This window comes from Streptomyces tateyamensis (assembly GCF_003205575.1).
GTDB lineage: Bacteria > Actinomycetota > Actinomycetes > Streptomycetales > Streptomycetaceae > Kitasatospora > Kitasatospora tateyamensis.
Genome location: NZ_PYBW01000090.1, coordinates 1 through 1,574, shown reverse-complemented (window position 1 = coordinate 1,574; position 1,574 = coordinate 1). Strand labels below are relative to the sequence as shown.

Below are 1,574 nucleotides of genomic sequence, written 5' to 3'. Positions count from 1 at the left end.
CTTGTACTACAGCGGCGGATCTTGCTGATGTGATCGGTTCGGATCGCCTGGGCGGAGGTGTGCAGGGAGGGGGTCGCCGCGTCGCTGGTAGTGGCTGATGGCGGCTGCGGTCTGGTGTTCGGTTCGCCAATGGTGCTGGCGCAGGACTTCGGCGTCGTCGTGGCGGATGGCGAGGCCGGTGAGGGCCAGGAGGCAGGCCAGTGCGGAGAGGGTCAGTCGGATCATCGGGCCGGACTGGTGTGGTGGGCCGCCGGTCGGTGGCGGGGGCTCCTCGCGGTGCGGGGTGTCTGCCGTCCCCTGGCCCGGGGTCGGTTCCCCGCAGGGGGGTGCGGGGGCGGCGGCGAGGTGGTGGGCGCGCTGGACGGTGAGGAAGGCGTGGGCGAGCATCGTGCAGGTGACGCTGCGGTGCCAGGGGATCCACTTGCGGACCTGGTACTGGTCCAGGCCGGTGAGCTGCTTGCCCTGCTCGTTGTCCTCTTCGATCTTCCAGCGGATCCCGGCCTGCTCCATCGCGGCGCCGGCCGGGGTGGCGGCCGGGGCGTGGACGAGGAAGTAGGCATACTCGAAGTCGAAGCGCCCGCCGGCCAGTTGCTTCTTGTGCGTGGAGCGGCGTATCAGCAGCTGATGTTCGAACCCCTCGGCGGGCTCCTGGCCCTTGACCCGGACCGCGAACAGGGTCCAGTCGTAGTACCGCTGCCCCTTGGATCCCTGGCCGCAGGAGCGACGTTCCCACTGGTCCCGGCGTTGCGCGTAAGGCAGCAGGTGGTCGGCGCGCTTGATCGTGGCGGTGCCGGGGGCCGGTCTGCCGGGCGGGCCGATCAGTGGAAGGTCGACCGGGACGGCGAGCACGTAGGACAGGCGTTCGCGGTGCAGGAACGCGCGCAGGTCGGCATCGCGTCCGTAGCCGGAGTCAGCCACCACCCACGCGAACAGCACCCCCTCGGCCAGGGCCCGTTCGAGCATGTGGGTCGCGAGCTGCGGTTTCGTTGCGAACGCGACTTCGTCGGGCACCCCGGCCTCCCGGCAGCGCGCCCGGTCCCCGGTCCAGGCGGCGGGCAGGTACAGGCGGCGGTCGATGAAGGTGTGCCCGCCCGGCGCCGCGTAGGTCAGCATCACCATGACCTGGCAGTTGCGCACGTCGCCGGTCGCCCCGCAGTGCTGCCGGGCGACCCCGACGGACTTGGTCCCCTTCTTCTGCACCTGGGTGTCGTCCAGCACCAGCGACGCGGACGGGTCGCCCAAATGCCCGGCCACGTACGCCCGCAGCTCGTCCAGCAGCGCGTCCGCGGACCACGAGGCCGCGTTGAGGAACTTCTGGATCCGCGAAGGCGTGACGTGGCCCGCCCGTGCGGACATCGTCCACGCGTTCTTCCGGCGCAGGTCCGACAGCAGGCCCTCGACCAGGTCCGCGAACACCTCACGCGGCTCCGGCCGCGCGAACAGATGATCGAGGCCACCCAGCAGGACAGCCAACTCCTCGGCCCACTCGCCGAGACGCTCCTCCGTCACATCCACCAGCATGACCGCTCAACGACAGAACCGATCAGCAGTCACATGATCTGCCGCTGTAGTAC

General features: G+C 70.3%; 1 protein-coding gene. It reads right to left on the bottom strand.

The window, feature by feature from the left end:
- Window positions 1-6 precede the first annotated feature (6 nt).
- Entirely contained in the window at window positions 7-1,509 is a 1,503-nt protein-coding gene (locus tag C7C46_RS23715; RefSeq protein WP_181442486.1) for an IS701 family transposase, read from the bottom strand.
- Window positions 1,510-1,574 lie beyond the last annotated feature (65 nt).